Origin of the sequence: Aeromonas sp. R3-1, assembly GCF_040908345.1 — a bacterium.
Taxonomy (GTDB): Bacteria; Pseudomonadota; Gammaproteobacteria; order Enterobacterales; family Aeromonadaceae; genus Aeromonas; species Aeromonas veronii.
In genome coordinates this window covers 16914-32063 of the sequence record NZ_JBFODN010000169.1, presented here as the reverse complement: position 1 = coordinate 32063, position 15150 = coordinate 16914, and the positions used below count along the sequence as shown (strand labels likewise).

16 protein-coding genes are annotated in these 15150 nt (G+C 61.9%); 11 read left to right on the top strand and 5 right to left on the bottom strand.

Annotated elements, in window-relative coordinates; genetic code table 11:
• Window positions 1–32: 32 nt before the first annotated feature.
• The gene (locus AB5Y85_RS10500) at window positions 33–266 is read right to left on the bottom strand and encodes a hypothetical protein (protein WP_368221380.1); all 234 of its coding nucleotides are present in this window, start codon (window positions 264–266) and stop codon (window positions 33–35) included.
• A 309-nt stretch (window positions 267–575) separates the two neighbouring features.
• Here AB5Y85_RS10500 and AB5Y85_RS10495 point away from each other — a divergent pair, with 309 nt between their 5' ends.
• Entirely contained in the window at window positions 576–1868 is a 1293-nt protein-coding gene (locus tag AB5Y85_RS10495) for a ferric reductase-like transmembrane domain-containing protein (protein WP_368221379.1), read from the top strand.
• Between the two features lie 6 nt (window positions 1869–1874).
• On the opposite strand, the gene AB5Y85_RS10490 is transcribed toward AB5Y85_RS10495, so the two are convergent.
• Window positions 1875–5042, bottom strand: a complete 3168-nt coding sequence (locus AB5Y85_RS10490) for a S41 family peptidase (protein ID WP_368221377.1) — start codon at window positions 5040–5042, stop codon at window positions 1875–1877.
• A gap of 279 nt (window positions 5043–5321) precedes the next feature.
• Here AB5Y85_RS10490 and AB5Y85_RS10485 point away from each other — a divergent pair, with 279 nt between their 5' ends.
• The 6 genes from AB5Y85_RS10485 (at window position 5322) to AB5Y85_RS10460 (ending at window position 9975) form a co-directional block, all read left to right on the top strand.
• The gene (locus AB5Y85_RS10485) at window positions 5322–5801 is read left to right on the top strand and encodes a murein L,D-transpeptidase family protein (protein ID WP_005340284.1); all 480 of its coding nucleotides are present in this window, start codon (window positions 5322–5324) and stop codon (window positions 5799–5801) included.
• Between the two features lie 120 nt (window positions 5802–5921).
• Window positions 5922–6629 carry an AzlC family ABC transporter permease gene (locus AB5Y85_RS10480; RefSeq protein WP_005348822.1) on the top strand — a complete coding sequence of 236 codons (708 nt, stop codon included), beginning with the start codon at window positions 5922–5924 and terminating at the stop codon, window positions 6627–6629.
• A gap of 1 nt (window position 6630) precedes the next feature.
• Window positions 6631–6966 (top strand): AzlD domain-containing protein, encoded by a 336-nt coding sequence (locus tag AB5Y85_RS10475; protein WP_005340292.1) that lies wholly within the window; start codon window positions 6631–6633, stop codon window positions 6964–6966.
• Between the two features lie 122 nt (window positions 6967–7088).
• Window positions 7089–8615: a YjjI family glycine radical enzyme gene (locus AB5Y85_RS10470; RefSeq protein ID WP_368221375.1), complete on the top strand. Its 1527-nt coding sequence runs from the start codon at window positions 7089–7091 to the stop codon at window positions 8613–8615.
• Window positions 8616–8625: 10 nt separating this feature from the next.
• Window positions 8626–9513: a YjjW family glycine radical enzyme activase gene (locus AB5Y85_RS10465; RefSeq protein WP_194495264.1), complete on the top strand. Its 888-nt coding sequence runs from the start codon at window positions 8626–8628 to the stop codon at window positions 9511–9513.
• A 138-nt stretch (window positions 9514–9651) separates the two neighbouring features.
• Entirely contained in the window at window positions 9652–9975 is a 324-nt protein-coding gene (locus AB5Y85_RS10460) for a DUF1820 family protein (RefSeq protein ID WP_005340296.1), read from the top strand.
• 63 nt (window positions 9976–10038) lie between these two features.
• On the opposite strand, the gene AB5Y85_RS10455 is transcribed toward AB5Y85_RS10460, so the two are convergent.
• The 3 genes from AB5Y85_RS10455 to AB5Y85_RS10445 all read right to left on the bottom strand — a co-directional run bounded on the left by AB5Y85_RS10455 (window position 10039) and on the right by AB5Y85_RS10445 (window position 12734).
• Window positions 10039–10971: a LysR family transcriptional regulator gene (locus AB5Y85_RS10455; RefSeq protein WP_236376551.1), complete on the bottom strand. Its 933-nt coding sequence runs from the start codon at window positions 10969–10971 to the stop codon at window positions 10039–10041.
• 163 nt (window positions 10972–11134) lie between these two features.
• Complete coding sequence (locus tag AB5Y85_RS10450; protein ID WP_342401099.1) at window positions 11135–12331, bottom strand: amino acid aminotransferase; 1197 nt, start codon at window positions 12329–12331, stop codon at window positions 11135–11137.
• A gap of 127 nt (window positions 12332–12458) precedes the next feature.
• On the bottom strand, window positions 12459–12734 hold the full coding sequence (locus AB5Y85_RS10445; RefSeq protein ID WP_021230923.1) for a metal/formaldehyde-sensitive transcriptional repressor: 276 nt from the start codon (window positions 12732–12734) through the stop codon (window positions 12459–12461).
• 71 nt (window positions 12735–12805) lie between these two features.
• On the opposite strand from AB5Y85_RS10445, the gene dmeF reads away from it, so the two are divergent.
• The 4 genes from dmeF (at window position 12806) to pspG (ending at window position 15117) form a co-directional block, all read left to right on the top strand.
• Entirely contained in the window at window positions 12806–13768 is a 963-nt protein-coding gene (gene dmeF, locus AB5Y85_RS10440; RefSeq protein ID WP_368221373.1) for a CDF family Co(II)/Ni(II) efflux transporter DmeF, read from the top strand.
• A 210-nt stretch (window positions 13769–13978) separates the two neighbouring features.
• Complete coding sequence (gene pspA, locus AB5Y85_RS10435) at window positions 13979–14641, top strand: phage shock protein PspA (protein ID WP_368221372.1); 663 nt, start codon at window positions 13979–13981, stop codon at window positions 14639–14641.
• Between the two features lie 2 nt (window positions 14642–14643).
• Window positions 14644–14850, top strand: coding sequence for a PspC domain-containing protein (locus AB5Y85_RS10430; protein WP_005335873.1), 207 nt, complete (start codon window positions 14644–14646; stop codon window positions 14848–14850).
• Window positions 14851–14898: 48 nt separating this feature from the next.
• The gene (pspG, locus tag AB5Y85_RS10425) at window positions 14899–15117 is read left to right on the top strand and encodes an envelope stress response protein PspG (RefSeq protein WP_005335871.1); all 219 of its coding nucleotides are present in this window, start codon (window positions 14899–14901) and stop codon (window positions 15115–15117) included.
• Window positions 15118–15150: the final 33 nt, after the last annotated feature.

Below are 15150 nucleotides of genomic sequence, written 5' to 3'. Positions count from 1 at the left end.
TGTATTGACGCCCGCAATTGCCCCCCCCTTTTTCATTCATCAATGACTTTATTTCCGCAATTTTCACAGATGGTGTGGCGTTCAAAGCGATCCATGTTTGCCAGAAAGGGGCCGGCGGCCCAGCCGGTAATGACGTCTTTGATAAACGCTTTGCGCTTTTGCTCCGGTGTCAGCTGCTGGCCAAAGGATTTGTCGACCAGCACCACGACATGGGTGGTCTCGCGCTGACAACTCGGGCAGTAGCGTTGTTCGGTGGATGAAAGCAAGGGGGATCTCCTTGTCCGGAAGAGTGGGCAGCAGGTTTTCCGCCGCAGATATGTAACGTCCCCATTTGATTCCTTTTTCTGGCAGATCGTCAATCACAGCGGAGGTGGATTGTGCGCCATCTCCTGTGAAGAGGGGCGAGCCCACAAGGGTGATCACGAGGGGCCGGTCGGCCCCCTCTTTTGTTTCCGTTTGTCACACATTGCCACACAAGCTTCCCCCTCTGGCAAAGTCTTGTGACCGGACGGGTGTGCAATGGTGCCATGAGCAGGGAGATGAGGCCCTGCCGCGATGGAACCAGGGAGCATGTTATGACGAACAAATGGATGTGGTGGCTGTTGCCACTGTTGGCGGTCGGGGTCTGGTGGCTCGGTTATGCGGGGGATGCCAACGGGGTGTGGCCCTGGCGCCATGAGATGTTGTTACTGACCGGCCTGCTGGGGATGACCTATATGGCGATTTCGCTGTTGCTGGCGTTGCGCCTGCCGCAGCTGGAGCTCTGGTGTGGCGGTCTGGATCGGATGTTGCGATTGCACCGTCAGATGGCCATCGGCGGTGCATTGGCGCTGATCGCCCACTGGCTGGTGGTGGAGGCGCCCAAGTGGGCGGTCTCGACAGGTTGGCTGAGTCGTCCCGTTCGGCGTGGGGCCAGCGGTGCCGGGGCTGGCACAGGCAATGACATCTCGCTCCATGCCCTTGGCAATACCCTGGGTGAGTGGAGTTTCTATCTGCTAATCGCGCTGGTGGTAGTGAGCTTGTTGGCGCTGGTGAGTTATGGCCGTTTTCGGCTGATCCACCGGCTGGCGCCAATCATCTATTTGGCGGGGTGGGGACACGGGCTCTGTCTGTTGCCTCAGATTGGGGCCATGACTCCGGTGGGGGTATCGATCTGGTTGATCGGTGGGCTGGGAGCTATCGGGGCCCTCTACTCCCTGCTGGGACTAGTGGGAGCGCGGGATCGCCATCCGGGCCGGGTCATTGCGGTGCGGGCGTTGGCGGATCACACCTGCGAGCTGACCATGCAGCTGGAGCGGCCGCTCGCCCATTACCGCCCGGGTCAGTTTGCCTTCTTTGAATTTGATGCCAAGGAGGGGCCGCACCCCTTTACCCTGGTGCGGGTGTCAGCGGATCGGCGCCAGCTGGTGATCGCGGTGCGGGCGCTCGGGGATCATACCCGTCAGCTGGTGGCAGAGGCGCGCGTCGGGGATGGGGTGGTGGTGACCGGGCCCTATGGCGCCTTTGTTGCGCCACAAGGGGGAGGTAGAGCCCTCTGGCTGGGGGCCGGGATCGGTATCACGCCGTTTGTGGCCTGGTTGGAGGGGCTGACTGCCCGTGGCGAGCGGGGCGAGGGGAGCGCCCTGATCCAGTGCGCGCCGGATCTGGCGGGGGCCGTTTACCATCGGCGGTTGGTGGAGCTCTGTCATCGCACCGGAGTGCGCTATCAGCTGCATCTGGACAAGGCGGCCGGGCGACTGGATCTGGCTCGCATCGCGCAGGATGCGCCCGAGCAGGTGTGGTTTTGCGGGCCGGAGGGGATGGCAGATGCCCTGACCCGGCTGTTGCCGGACGGGCATCTGCATCGCGAGCTGTTTCGCTTTCGTTGAGCGCAGTTATTTGGTGCTGGCTGGCAACTGCTTGAGGGCGGCTTGTACCGCCGCCTCCAGCTGCGGGTCGCGTCCAGCCACCATGTCAGCCGGAGTGAGGGGCACCTGCTGGTCCGGGATCAGCTCCTGATTTTCGTAGAAGGTGCCGTCCGGTTTGCGCAGCCCCAGGGTCGGAATGCCGTAGGAGAGTCCCGGGATCAGCCGGGAGTCGTGGCTGTAGACCATGGTGCCGGTGCCGGGCACCGGATCGCCGACGATGGGGCCGACCTTCAGGGCACGGTAGTACTCGGGGAAGGCGGAGCCTTCCGAGTAGCTGGCGGCGTTCACCAGCACCACCGAGGGCTTGGTCCACTGGCGAGTGGCGGCGTCGGTTTCCCCCTTGCCCTGACGGGGCCAACTGCTGGCCATTCCCTTGGTGCTGCCGCTGCCGGTCAGAAACTCCACCAGGGTATTGGCGAGATAGCCGCCGCTGTTGAAGCGGACATCGACGATCAGCGCCTCGCGATTGCGCTGTCTGCCGAGGGCATCCGCCACCACCGCATCGTAGACCTCGCTATTCATTGCCGGCAGATAGACGTAGCCGACCCGTCCTCCGCTCAGCCTGGCCACCAGCTCCCGCCGTTTCTCAATCCAGCGATCCTGTTGCAGCTGGTACTCCTGCTGTTTGTCGATGGCGGTGAGCACCACCTCGTCAGTTTGCTTGTTGCCCTCCTGCTGGAAGGTGAGGGCAAGCCGGGCGCCAGCCTGATGGTTGAGGGCCCGATCCAGCTCGGTCAGATTGGCAATCGGGACACCGTTGATGGCGAGCAGGCGGGCGCCCGGGGCGATATCGCTCTCCTGATCCAGCGGGCCGCCAGAGAGCAGGGCGGTGAGCATCACCCCTTGCTCGCCATCCTGCCAGTAGCCGCCGAGGCTGGCGGTCTCGTCCGCCATGCGCGGGAAGGGGGCAGGGCCGCTGCCCCAGGTGTGGGAGACATTGAGCTCGCCAGCCAGCTCCGCCAACAGGTTGCCAAAGTCCCGCGGGTTGCCGATGCCCGGCAGCAGGTGGCGGTAAGCGGCGACATAGCTCTCCCAATCTACCCCGTTCATATCGTCCAGATAGAACTCGTCCCGGGTGAGCCGGGCGATCTGATCGAAGGCGGCGGTCATGCGTTCTTGCCAGCGGCTGGTGGGCTGCAAGGCGAAGGGGGCGCTGGTGGCCTCGCCGGAGTCGAGGTGGATCCGGGTGATCTCCCCATCCCGCACCAGGGTAGCCAGGGTGCCCTGCTGGTTGAGGCTTGCCAGCGCTGGGCCGGGCTGCTCGCCAAACAGTTCGCTGGTTTTGCCCTTGCGCAGATCTTGGCTGTAGCCCTTGATCTCGCTCTCGCTGTTGACCCCCATCTCCTCCACCAGATAGATCAGCTGGTCGCCGATGATGCGGCTGGCGAGCAGGGAGCCGGTGGGTTGCAGCAGCAGCGCTTCGCGATGGTTGAGACGATCGCTCTCAAAGCCGTATCCCCCTTTCGGCGGCTCCAGCTCGGCAATGGCATCGGCTCTGGCGGCGCGGCTGCTGTAAATGCCGAGCAGGTTGGTGACGAGGGGCTCGCCATCGGGCCCCAGTGCGCCAAACCGGGTCGATTGCCAGTAGAGAATGGCGCCATCCTGACTCCAGCCAGGTTGCCCATCCTGATAGCCGTTGAGGCTGACATTGACCGGTTTGGCCTTGGGGTTGGCCGTGTCGATCACCGCGATCTCCTGCTCTGCCGCATCGGGGCGGAAGGTGAGCGCCAGATGGCGGGAGTCGGGGGCAAAGGCGAGATGCACCTCGTGGCGCGAGGGGTTGAAGCTGGCAGGCACCAGCTCCCGCTGCTTGTTACTCGTCAGATCGAGCAGATGAATGGCCTGACCATCGACCACGAAGGCGAGCTGTTTGCCGTCGGGGGAGAGCACCGGACGGCTGATCCCCTTGTCGGGAATCGCCAGCAGCAGACTCTCGGTCAAAGTGCCGGGATCGCTGAACAGCAGATCAGGGTCCCCCTTGCGTAGGCGATAGAGGGCGGCGTGCCCCTGCTGCTCCGACAGATAGATGAGGGCGCGCCCCTGCTCGGCAAAGAGAGGGCTGGATTGCTCGCTCGGGTCACGAGTCAGCTGGCGCACCCGCTCCCGCTCGGGGTCAACGGCAAACAGGTTGCCCTCGCTCACCAGGATCAGCTCGTCCGCCTCTTCGCTGACCAGCGCTTCGTCGGCCAGGGTCAGGGCCTCGCTCGCCTCATCCGGCGTGCTCGCCACTTGCGGGCTGAGGGTCAGCTTGCGTGGCTCGCTGCTACCGGCATCGAGGCGATAGAGCTCGCCCAGCCATGACCAGACCAGATCGCCATTGCGAGAGGCGCTGAGCCCCCGCACCGGATGGCCCTGATAGTGGGTCAGCTGTTGCTCCTTGCCGCTGGCGAGATCCCGGCGCCAGACGTTGAAATCACCGCTACGCTCGCTCAGGTAAAAGAGGGTATCTCCCTTGTCGCTCCAGACCGGATCGGTGGCCGCCACCCGATCTTCGGTCAGCTGCTTGTGCTGCTTGCCATCAAACAGCCAGAGGCGGGGCACCGCGAACGAGTGCTGATGCTTGCGAAAGGGTTGATCCGCCGCGGGCATCTGATAGGCGAGCCGCTCCCCGTGGGGGCGGGCCAGGGTCGCAGGCAGCGGCAGATCGGCCTGCAAGGTGCCGCCGGTGATCGGGGTCCAGTAGAGCTCGCCCCATTGGTAGCCTTCCGCGACAAAATGGTCGGCATCGGGTGCCCCCAGGCGCTGGCTGCTCAGCAGCAGTCGTTTGCCATCGGCGCTGAAGGCTTGCGGCAGATCGGTGCGCGAATCGCGAGTGAGGCGCACCATCTCGCCGCCGTTGGCGGGTACCACGAACACATCTTCGTTGCCGTAGAGATTGGCGGCAAAGGCGAGTTGTTTGCCATCCGGCGACCAGATTGGCCGCTGGCTCAGGTAGTCGCTGCCGGTGAGCGCCGTAGCGGGGCCACCCTCGGCACTGGCGACAAAAATGCGCCCCTGCCAGGTGAAAGCAAGCCGCTTGCCATCGGGGGAGAGGGCGGGCTCGCGCAGCCAGAGTGCATCGGCGGCGACACTGGCGGGCAGCCAGAGCAGGAGTGGCGAGAACAGCAGGGTGGCGAGGCGGCACGAAGAGCGCATGGCATGATCCTGTCGGGGAGTGGAGTGTTATCTTCGCCGATCATTGCCCCGGGTGCCAGCGCGATAATTTTTTGTATCTTGTTGTTTTAACTGTTAATTACCAATGCAAAATGACGGCGTTCAAGGAAGATGGCCTGGCTGCTGCAAGATATGTTTTGCCGGGCATATTGAGTATTGATGGCGATCCAATATCATGGCGCTCGCTCGCCGCTCGGCGGGCATCGTTCAGATGATCTGGTAACAAGAAAAGCCCGCACCAGAGGCTTGTCGAGGGATGGAATGAGAGCCGTATTACTGTGTTTGTTGGGGCTTTGGCCCGCATTGAGTTTTGCCTTGACCGAAAAAGCCGATTTGGTGGTGGTCAAGAAGTCGACCTATAGCCTGACCCTGATGAAGGATGGCAAAGAACTGAAGCGCTACTGGATTGCTCTGGGCCCGGCGCCCAAGGGGCACAAGCAGCAGGAAGGGGATCAGCGTACGCCGGAAGGGCGCTACACCCTCGACTACAAGAAGACCAATTCCGGCTACTACAAAGCCATCCATATCAACTATCCGAACCTGGATGACATCAAGCGCGCCAATGAGCTGGGTGTTCGCCCGGGTGGTATGATCATGATCCACGGCCAGCGCAACAGCATTGGCAACCGCAGGGTTCAGCCTTCCAACTGGACCAATGGCTGCATCGCCATGCTCAACCACGAGCTGGATGAAGTGTGGGACGCGATTGATCCGGGTACGCCCATCGTCATCGAGCCCTGATCCCCTTGTGCACGCCCGCGACTCCGCGGGCGTTTTATTTCCCGCCAGTGATGACGTGACAGCGCTTGCTGTCCCGTGCTAGTTTTTTCGGCTCGCTTTGGCTGTGACAAGGAAGATCACATGATGTCAGTAACGAGCGTGCCCGAGCGAACGGGGATGCTCTGGTGGCGTGCCACACTGGATATGCTCCCGCTCTCCATTTCGGTGATCCCCTGGGGGATCCTGTGTGGCGCTTTGGCGTTGCAGGCAGGGCTGAGTCCGCTTCAGGCTCAGCTGATGTCGTTGCTGGTCTACGCCGGAGCCGCCCAGCTCTCGGCCACGACCCTGTTCGGGGCGGGCACACCCCTGCTACCCATCATGGGCTCCACCATGGTGATCACTTCCCAGCATCTGCTATACGGCTTCACCTTCCGCCGTGACGTATTGCCGCTCTCCCTGCGCTGGCGGGCCAGCCTTGCTTTTTTCCTGACTGATGAGATGTTCGCTGTGGCGCTGAAAGACCGGGAGCGCAGCGGCCACTTTGATCCGGCCTACGCGCTCATCGCGGGATTCGTCTTCTATCTGTTCTGGAATCTGGCGACCCTGCTCGGCATCGCGGCCGGCCAGTACATCGATGGACTGGACAGCATGGGGCTGGATTTTGCCATCGCGGCTACCTTCATCGCCATGACCATTCCCGCCATGAAAAACCTGCCCATGGTGGCGGCCACTTTGGTGAGCGGCGGCACAGCGTTGCTTACCAAGCCGCTGCTGGCGGAGATCCACATCATCGTCTCGGCTCTGGCTGGCATGGTGGTGGGCTATGTGTTGCACCGGATGAGGAGGTAGCGTGAGCTGGCTGATGATTGGCCTGCTGGCCCTGATCACCTTTTTCAACCGCTTCGCCTTCTTTTCTCGGTTGACCCGATATCAGCCGGGTGCCGAGATGGGGGCGTTTCTCGGCTTCTCGGCCCAGTCGGTGCTGACTGCAATCTGGTTGCCCATCGTCTTTAGCTACGAGCCGGGGATAGGTCTTGACTGGGATCCTGACTACCTGACTGCCACCCTGTGGGTAATGCTCTTGACCCTGTTGCGGCTGCCGACTCTGGTTGTGGTGGTGGGTGGAATGGGGGGCTTCTTTCTGCTGCGCTGGCTGGGAGGCATAGCCGAGCTCTTGCCTTGGTGAAGCGCAAGCCGTGATCTTGTGTAATGGATGTCATTATTCGACATCCGTCATGTCATGAATGTCACTTCAAAAAAAGCCTGCAAATGGTGAGGATATGGGCTCTGTCCGTGAAGGAGTGTCCCATGTCTTTGATCGAAACCTGTCAGCGTATCGTGCGCGATCCCCATCTCTCCGCCGCCCAGAAGAGCCAGGTGCTGGCGCTGGCCGCCGAGAATGCGTTGCCCTACCCCGACCTGCCTGCCGCAGTCGCCGAGGCGATGGAGCAGGGATTTATCTGCGACATGTTCGAAGGGCACGCCCCCTACAAGCCACGTTATGTGCTGCCGGACTATGAAAAATTCCTGACTCAGGGCTCTGCCTGGCTGGAGCTGGCGGCGCCGCAGGATTTCGACGAGGCGCTCAACGCTCTGCGCATCCTCTATCACCATGTCCCCTCCGTCACCGGCATGCCGGTCTGGCTGGGGCGGCTCGACCATCTGCTGTTGCCGTTTGTCGGCGAACTGGATGACGAGACCCTCTATCGCAAGCTGAAGGGGTTATGGGTCTATCTGGACAGGGTGCTGCCGGACGCCTTCATGCACGTCAACATCGGGCCGGATGACAACCGTATCTGCCGCCTGATCCTGCGCATCGACAACGAGCTCAAGCAGGTGGCGCCGAACCTCACCTTCTTCCACGATCCGGAGCAGACCCCGGACAGCCTGCTGCTGCAGGCGGTGAAGAACATCGCCGAGTGCAGCAAGCCGCACATCGCCAACTACCCGATCCACCGCGATACCTTCGACGCTCGTGGTTTTGGTATCGTCAGCTGCTACAACGCCCTGCCGCAGGCGGGTGGCGCCAATACCCTGGTGCGCATCTCCCTCAAGCGGGTCGCCGAGCAGTGTCAGGGGATCGACGACTTCCTCGGCTGCCTGCTGCCCCACTACTGCCGTTTGGCTTCTCAGCTGATCGAAGCGCGGGCCGCCTTCCTCCACGATGAGTCTGGTTTCTTCGACAGCTTCCTGGTGAAAGAGGGGCTGCTGGATGAGGATCGCTTTGTCCCCATGTTCGGCATCTACGGCATGGCGGAAGCGGTCAATATCCTGATGGATAAAGAGAATCTGCCGGATCGCTACGGCCATGGCGAGGAGGCGAACCAGCTTGGCTATCGCATCTCGGCCCAGCTTTCCGCCTATGTGACCACGACCCCGCAGACCCATGCCTGGGGTGGTCGCGCTTTATTGCATTCGCAAGGTGGCCTCAGCATCGATGTGGCTGTTACCCCCGGGGTGCGCATTCCCTACGGGCATGAGCCGGATCCCGCCAGCCATGTGCTGGCGCTGGCACCGCACCACACTTATTACCATTCGGGGATCAGCGAGATCCTGACGCTGGATCCCACCATCCGCCAGAACCCGCAGGCGCTGTTGCAGCTCTGCAAAGGGGCGCTCGCTATCGGTATGCGCGAGTTCACCGCCAACGTGGCCGACAGCGATCTGGTGCGGGTGACCGGCTACATGATCCGCAAGAGTGACGTGGCCCGCTTCGCAGAGGAGGGGTCGCGCTTGCAGACCACCTGTCTCGGCGCCGAGGCGAGTGAAGTGACCGCCATTCGTCAGCGAGCTCCGCGAGTGGTCGCCCACGAATCGACTATCGGCGAGTATTGAGTTCGCACTGATGGCTGATGTTTTGCCAACACGCAGCGCCCTGGTAAGCAGGGTGCTGCCGTTTTCCTGTGTCGATGGGCCGGGCAACCGGCTGGTGCTGTTTCTGCAAGGGTGCAACTTTCGCTGCCCCGGCTGCCACAACCCGCACACCATAGGGCTGTGCGACGATTGCGGTGACTGCCTTGCGGTCTGCCCAAGCGGCGCCCTGACCTTGAGCGAAGGCAAGGTTCATTGGCAGGCAACGCTCTGCACCGATTGCGACGCCTGTCTGGATGTCTGCCCGCGCAGTGCCAATCCCAAGACCACAACCATGACGGTGGCCGACGTGTTGGCCCTGCTGCGCCGCTACGGCCCACTGCTGAGCGGGATTACCGTCTCCGGCGGTGAGGCGACTACCCAGCTCCCCTTTGTGGTTGCGCTGTTTGCCGCCATCAAGGGCGCGCCGGATCTGACCCATCTCACTTGCCTGCTCGACAGCAACGGTTCTCTGGCCGAAACCGGCTGGCAGCGGCTGCTGCCGGTGCTCGACGGCGCCATGCTCGATCTCAAGGGGTGGCGCGACTCGGTGCATCACACCCTGACCGGCTATGGCCGCGAGCGGGTGCTGGGGTCGCTGCAACTGCTGGCACGCCACGGCAAGCTGACCGAACTGCGGCTGCTCCATGTGCCGGGCAAGAGCGATTTTCTGGATGCAAGTGGTGAGCTGGACGCAGATCTTGCCGCCTTCTTGCAGCAGCTTGGGCCTGTGCCCATTCGCCTCAACGGCTTTCGTCACCACGGGGTGCGGGGGGAGGCGGCGCAATGGCCAGAGGCTCACCAAACCGAACTGGAACAGCTGGCCAACCGCTTGCGCGCAGCGGGATTGGGGCCGGTCTCACTGCCTGCCTTGATGGGCTGAGTGGCTGCGTCATCCGGTGACCGTCATGGCGTGAGGTGCGGCATGGAAAGGCCGCAACTGTGATTTCTGTCTATTGGAGGGGGCGAGAACGGCGGCTAGAATAATGGTCATCTTCTTACCCCTCAATGACAGATAATCATGAGTGAAAGCAAGGCGTTGTATCGGGTTCAGTTTATTTGCCACAGCGAGCGCTACGAAGTGTATGTGCGCGAAGTCAATCAGGGCCAGCTGTTCGGTTTTATCGAGATTGCCGATTTTGTCTGGGATAACCATACGGCGCTTATCGTCGATCCCAGTCACGAGAAGCTCAAGAGCGAATTTGCTGATGTGCGCCAGACTCTTATTCCCATGCATCAGGTGCTGCGCATCGATCAGGTGAAAAAGCAGGGGGCTGCCCGCATCACGGATCTGGGCAGCAACGTTGCCTCCTTCCCCAGCCCCATCTATACCAAACGCCCCTAGTCCCTGCTTGCCGTTGATGTTTCACCGCGGTGAAACATCAATCTCTTCTCCTTGTCGCCCGGCTCAGGGCTCAATCAATTCGCGACCCAGTTGCAGGATCCGCTGGCGGAACCAGTGGCGGGCCGATCCATCACCGGCCGGGCCATACCAGACCAGACTGTGACTCACCTTGCCGTAATCGAACGGTGCCGGACGCATCACCAGATCCGGCTGACTGGCCATGCAGGCCGCCCAGCCACCGATGGCGGTGAGGATCAGATCGGTCTGGGGCAGCAGGGCCGCCGCGCTGGCAAAATCGGGCAGGGTGGCGCCAATCTGGCGACGCACCTGCTGCTGGGCCAGGCTCTGCTCGAAGAAGGGGTTGGCCAGCTCCTGATCCCGGATGGCGATATGGCGCCAGCTCAGGTAGGCATCGAGATCCCAGTGCCTGGTTAGTGCGGGGTGGTCTTTGCGCAGCAGGCAGACCAGTTTTTCTTCCCGCAGGGTCTCCCACACCAGCCCGGGCTGGCGCGGCAACGGCTGGCTCTGGTCATGGGGCAGGATCACGAAGTCGAGTTTGCCCGCTGCCAGCGCCTCCAGCCCCTGCTCATCCTTGTTCCAGATCTCCGGCACCATGCCCGGCACCTCTTTCATCAGCTGACCCAGAATGGGGCCCACCGGCCAGGTCATCACGCTCTCGCGCAATCCCAGCCGCAAGCTGCCCTGCCACTGTTGGGGGTTGAAGGCATTCTGGCGAGTGAGGCCGTTCAGCTCCCCCAGTAGTCGATGCAGGGTGGGAGCCAGTCGCTCGGCCATGGGGGTGAGCAAAAGCTGGTTTCCCTGACGGTAGAGCAGTTGATCCCCCAGCAGATCCCGCAGCTGGTTGAGGGTCTTGCTGACGGTGGAAGGGGTGGTGCAGAGCCGCTCTGCGGTGCGGGTGACGCTCTGGTTGTCGAGCAACAGGTGCAGGGTGACCAGATGGCGACCTCCCAGCCTAGAGAGAGCGATCAGATCCATAGTGGCTCCTGAAATTGATGAAGATAAACAGGCTTGGAATCAGGGAGATTCAGCGTGACCTGCTGGCATTCTCTCACAGCAGGGGGAGGGGGAGCAGACTCCTCAAGAGGTGACTGCGAACGCAACAGACAAAAAAGCCCCGCCAAAGCGGGGCTGATGCGGATTAGCCCTTGAGCACCGCCGCCATGGCGTCAGCCACGTAGTCGACGTTGCGGCTGTTGAGGCCCGCCACGCACATGCGGCCGGAGCGCACCAGATAGACGGCGAACTCTTCGCGCAGTCTGTCAACCTGCTCCGGGGTGAAGCCGGTGTAGCTGAACATGCCGCGCTGGTTGATGAAGTAGCTGAAATCGCGGCCCGGCACCTTGGCGCTCAGCACCTCGAACAACTTCTGGCGCATCGCCTTGATGCGGGTGCGCATCTCGGTCACCTCATCGACCCACATAGCGTGCAGCTCGGGCTGGTTCATCACCGCTGCGGTGATCTGGCCGCCGTGGGTGGGAGGGCTGGAGTAGTTGCGACGCACGGTGGCCTTCATCTGGCCCAGTACCCGGCTCGCCTCTTCGGCATCTTTGCAGATGACCGACAGGCCGCCGCAGCGCTCGCCGTAGAAGGAGAGGTTCTTGGAAAACGAGTTGCTGACGAAGAAGCTGACGCCGGCGGCCACCATGGCGCGAATGGCGTAGGCATCCTCTTCCAGCCCGTCACCGAAGCCCTGATAGGCGATATCCATAAAGGGGATCAGGTTCTTCTCGACCACCAGTGCGATCACCCGATCCCACTGGGCGCGGGAGAGATCCACCCCGGTCGGGTTGTGGCAGCAGGGGTGCAGCAGCACGATGCTCTTCGCCGGCAGGCTGCTCAGGCAGTCGATCATGGCATCGAACTGCACGCCGCCAGTGGCCGCATCGTAGTAGGGGTAGTCATGCACCTTGATGCCGGCTCCCTCGAACATCGCCTTGTGGTTGTCCCAGGTGGGATTGCTGACCCATACCTCGGAGGTCGGGAAGTAGCGCTTGAGCAGATCGGCGCCGATCTTCAGCGCGCCGGAGCCGCCGATGGTCTGGATGGTGGCGATACGTCCCGCCTTGACCGCTTCATGGTCGGCACCAAACAGCAGGTGTTGCACTGCGGTGCGATAGTTGGCGGCGCCTTCCATCGGCTGGTAGGGGCGCGGCGCCGGGGCGGCGGCGCGCTGGGCTTCGGCCTGCTGCACCGATGGCAGCAGCGGAATGCGCCCCTGCTCGTCGTAATAGAGGCCAATCCCCAGGTTCACCTTCTGCTCGCGGGTGTCTTTGTGGAAGGTCTCGACTAGCGTCAGGATGGGGTCGCCAGCATAGGCATCGACGTGTTCAAACATGGGGGATCCTTGAAATTGACTGTCCAGTAAAACCGGCGGTCAGCCGGGCTGGACATCATGGCGCAAAGCTGGCGGTGGCTCAAGCCCGACGCTGGTCGAGCCTGAAGGGATGGCGCCGCGATCCTGCTTACTTCAAATAGGATCGCAGGACGCTGACTACCTGATCCAGATCCTCCAGCCGCTCGGAAGGGGTGGCATCGGGGGCACCGAGATGCTCGCGCATATGTCCTTCCAGCACCTCCAGCATCAGTCCGTTGACGGCGCCGCGGATGGCGGCGATCTGCTGCAAAATGGCGGTGCAGTCGCTCTCCTGCTCCAGCGCGCTCTCCAGCGCACCGGCTTGTCCCTTGATGCGGCGCACCCGTGCCAGCAGCTTCTTTTTGTCGTGAATGGTGTGGGACATGACGGATCCTCTCGATCAATAAAACTATACTGGGGTATAGTATATTGCATCATCGCTCTCAGGAGAAATCCATGTCATCCCTCGCTCAATCCCACTGCCATCAACCCGTCATCCATGAGGGCAATCCGCTGGCCGAACAGAAGACCCGCTGGGCCGTATTGTTGACCGTCATCATGATGGTGGCGGAGATTGGCGGCGGCTGGTTCTACAACTCCATGGCGCTGCTGGCCGATGGCTGGCACATGAGCTCCCACGCGCTGGCGCTCGGCCTCTCGGTGCTGGCCTACCGCGCCGCCCGCCACTTCGCCCGCGACCAGAGATTCAGCTTCGGCACCTGGAAGATCGAGGTGCTGGGTGGCTTCACCAGCGCCCTGTTACTGGTGGGAGTGGCCGGGTTGATGCTGTTCGAGTCGGTGTTCCGGCTGCTCGATCCCAGCCCGATCCACTATCAACAGGCGATCGCTATCGCGCTGGTGGGGCTGCTGGTAAACCTCGCCTGTGCCTGGCTGCTCAAGGATGATCACGGCCACCATCACCACGGCCATGGGCATGACCACCATCATGAGCATCACGACCACGATCATCATCATGACCATGACGATCACCACGGCCATCAGGATCTCAACCTGCGCGCCGCCTATATCCACGTGCTGGCGGATGCGGCCACTTCCGTGCTGGCGATTCTGGCGCTGGTGGGGGGTATGTTGTGGGGGGCCGACTGGCTGGATCCGCTGATGGGCATAGTGGGTGCCGGACTGGTCGCGGTATGGGCTTGGGGGCTGCTGCGCGACTCTGGTCGGGTGCTGCTGGATGCCGAGATGGATACCCCGCTGGTGGCGGAGATCCGCGAGGTCATCGCCGAACTGCCACAGACCGAGATCCGCGATCTCCACGTCTGGCGGGTAGGGCAGCAGCAGTATGCCTGCGTGCTCTCTTTGCTGATGGTCAATCCGCTACCGGCGCAGCAGATCCGCGAACGGTTGGCGATCCATGAAGAGCTGGTGCATGTGACCATCGAGATCGCCAGCGAATAAGTAATGATCGGGCTCATGTTGAGTACAAACATTAGTGAGAGATTTATGTTGGTAAAAATCACCACCTGGTTGGCTATTTTCACCAATAAACCCTTCTTGAATTTCCTCATTAAATTCCCATCTATATGTAAAACAACAATAATTTTTCTTGGCACGGCTCTTGTAATGCTATGGGAAGAGATAGCCATCCCATCAACAAGGAGCCAGACCATGAGCGTATTCAGCCGCCTGACCGACGTGATAAATGCCAACCTGCACAGCCTGCTCGACAAGAGTGAAGAGCCGGAGAAGATGCTGCGCCTGATGATCGAAGAGATGGAGCAGGTGCAGGTCGAGATGCGTACCCAGGCCGCCCGCGTGATTGCCGAACAGAAACAGCTGGAGCGTCACCAGCAGGCGTTGCAGGCGCAGATCCTGGAGTGGTCGGCCAAGGCCGAGCTCGCCATCCAGAAGGGGCGTGAGGATCTGGCCCGCGCCGCCCTCACCGAGAAGCTGGCGGAGGTCAAAAAATGTGAACAGCTGGAGCAGGACAAGGCTCGGGTGGCCGAGGTGCTGGCCCAGCTCACCGCCGACAGCGAGCGACTGGCTGCCAAGCTGACCGAGGCCCGCGAGAAGCAGAAACTGCTGACCCTGCGCGAGCAGACGGCCCATAGCCGCATTCGTGCTCGCGCCCAGCTGGACAACCAGCGGATGCATGAGCTGATGGCGCGCTTTGACGGTTTTCAGGGCCGGGTCGATCAGCTGGAAGCCCAGCTGGAGGCGGCCACCCTGGGGCAGAATCCCTCGCTGGAGGCCCAGTTCCGCGAGCTGGAGCTCAATGACGAGATCGAGCGTGAGCTGGCTCGCCTCAAAGGCCAGAAGGCGGAGGTGTAATCATGAGCCCCTGGCCCAAGGATCTGGTGCATCGCAAGCTGACCGGGGTCTGCGCCGGTATTGCCAGGCGGTTGGGGGTCTCCAGAGTCACGGTGCGGGTGGTGGCACTGCTCGCCCTGATCCTGATGCCGCCGCTGGCACTGGCCGCCTATCTGCTGGCGGTGCTGGTGATGCCGCCCCGTTATGAATTGAAGCGCTGGCTGGATTGACCGAAGGGTTGCCAAGCCGGCAGACAAGGTACTGATAAGGAGCAAGTTATGCTGGAATTTTTCATCTTGCTGGTGGTGCTGCTGGTCATGGCACTGACCGGTTTTACCCTGGTAGCCATGTTGCTGGTGAGCGGTCTGTTCGTGCTGCTTGGGGCGCTGGGCGGCATGCTTGCTCTGATCATCAAGCTGGCTCCCTGGTTGCTGCTGGTGCTGGCGGTTTGCTGGCTGATCAGCAACCGCAGCAAGCGTTCCAATACCTACCTCTGACCCGCCTGAGGTTGTGCAAGACGTTGTGTGATG

Excerpts from the sequence above, each read along its gene's own strand:
- pspA (WP_368221372.1), top strand. The coding sequence starts at position 13,979 with ATGAGCGTATTCAGCCGCCTGACCGACGTGATAAATGCCAACCTGCAC.
- AB5Y85_RS10430 (WP_005335873.1), top strand. The coding sequence starts at position 14,644 with ATGAGCCCCTGGCCCAAGGATCTGGTGCATCGCAAGCTGACCGGGGTC.
- AB5Y85_RS10480 (WP_005348822.1), top strand. The coding sequence starts at position 5,922 with ATGATGTCAGTAACGAGCGTGCCCGAGCGAACGGGGATGCTCTGGTGG.
- AB5Y85_RS10460 (WP_005340296.1), top strand. The coding sequence starts at position 9,652 with ATGAGTGAAAGCAAGGCGTTGTATCGGGTTCAGTTTATTTGCCACAGC.
- AB5Y85_RS10485 (WP_005340284.1), top strand. The coding sequence starts at position 5,322 with ATGAGAGCCGTATTACTGTGTTTGTTGGGGCTTTGGCCCGCATTGAGT.
- pspG (WP_005335871.1), top strand. The coding sequence starts at position 14,899 with ATGCTGGAATTTTTCATCTTGCTGGTGGTGCTGCTGGTCATGGCACTG.
- AB5Y85_RS10470 (WP_368221375.1), top strand. The coding sequence starts at position 7,089 with ATGTCTTTGATCGAAACCTGTCAGCGTATCGTGCGCGATCCCCATCTC.
- AB5Y85_RS10495 (WP_368221379.1), top strand. The coding sequence starts at position 576 with ATGACGAACAAATGGATGTGGTGGCTGTTGCCACTGTTGGCGGTCGGG.
- dmeF (WP_368221373.1), top strand. The coding sequence starts at position 12,806 with ATGTCATCCCTCGCTCAATCCCACTGCCATCAACCCGTCATCCATGAG.
- AB5Y85_RS10490 (WP_368221377.1), bottom strand. The coding sequence starts at position 5,042 with ATGCGCTCTTCGTGCCGCCTCGCCACCCTGCTGTTCTCGCCACTCCTG.
- AB5Y85_RS10445 (WP_021230923.1), bottom strand. The coding sequence starts at position 12,734 with ATGTCCCACACCATTCACGACAAAAAGAAGCTGCTGGCACGGGTGCGC.
- AB5Y85_RS10455 (WP_236376551.1), bottom strand. The coding sequence starts at position 10,971 with ATGGATCTGATCGCTCTCTCTAGGCTGGGAGGTCGCCATCTGGTCACC.
- AB5Y85_RS10450 (WP_342401099.1), bottom strand. The coding sequence starts at position 12,331 with ATGTTTGAACACGTCGATGCCTATGCTGGCGACCCCATCCTGACGCTA.
- AB5Y85_RS10465 (WP_194495264.1), top strand. The coding sequence starts at position 8,626 with ATGGCTGATGTTTTGCCAACACGCAGCGCCCTGGTAAGCAGGGTGCTG.